The organism is [Flexibacter] sp. ATCC 35208 (assembly GCF_001975825.1).
Lineage (GTDB): Bacteria > Bacteroidota > Bacteroidia > Chitinophagales > Chitinophagaceae > Chitinophaga.
The window spans coordinates 1-698 of sequence record NZ_MTKN01000206.1; the positions used below are offsets into that span (position 1 = coordinate 1).

Genomic DNA, 698 nt, shown 5'->3' on the forward strand with positions numbered 1-698 from the left:
TTAACAGAAACTCCAAATTTTGATGAATTGAAAAAACTTCTGGAAAAACTAAATCTTCAACCAATTGAATTAGTTCGAATTAAGGAAAAAATCTGGATTGAAAATTATAAAGGAAAAGAACTCACAAACGAACATATTATTCAGGCTATGATTGATAATCCAATTTTGATTGAACGTCCAATTGTAATAAAAGACGGAAAAGCTATTATAGGCCGGGATTTAGATCGTGTAGCCTCTTTTTTAGATTGATTATAAAGAACCATATTAACATATTTTTGTGATTTTCCTCTTTAAACCAAAAGCTACATTTGCGGTCTAAAAAGTAATTGAAACCAAAAATAACAATGAAAAAAATCAAATTTGCTGTATTGCTTGTATTCTTTCTTACAAGTTTTTACAACTATGCACAACAGGAACCACCTGCCAAGAATAAGGTAAAAGTAACGGGAAAAGTTTTCGAAAAAATAAGTAAACAACCCCTTGAATATGCAACAATTTCAATCACTGCGCCCAATGACACCAAAGTTATTGCAGGCGGAATTACAAATCCGAAAGGAGAATTTGATATAGCGGTTGCACCGGGAACTTATGATATAAAAATTGAATTTATTTCGTTTAAACCTACTGAAATCAAAGGAAGAAACATTCAGGATGATACCAATTTAGGTGTTGTAAATTTATCTGAAGATGCAGCACAA

The 698-nt window shown here is 31.2% G+C and carries 2 protein-coding genes; both read left to right on the top strand.

Features of this window, described 5'->3' with window-relative positions; translation table 11 throughout:
• The coding region (locus BW716_RS35100) for an ArsC/Spx/MgsR family protein (RefSeq protein ID WP_143709241.1) at positions 1-249 on the top strand (249 nt) is incomplete at its 5' end.
• A 95-nt stretch (positions 250-344) separates the two neighbouring features.
• Positions 345-698: carboxypeptidase regulatory-like domain-containing protein (locus tag BW716_RS35105; RefSeq protein WP_143709242.1), on the top strand; the 354-nt coding region annotated here is incomplete at its 3' end.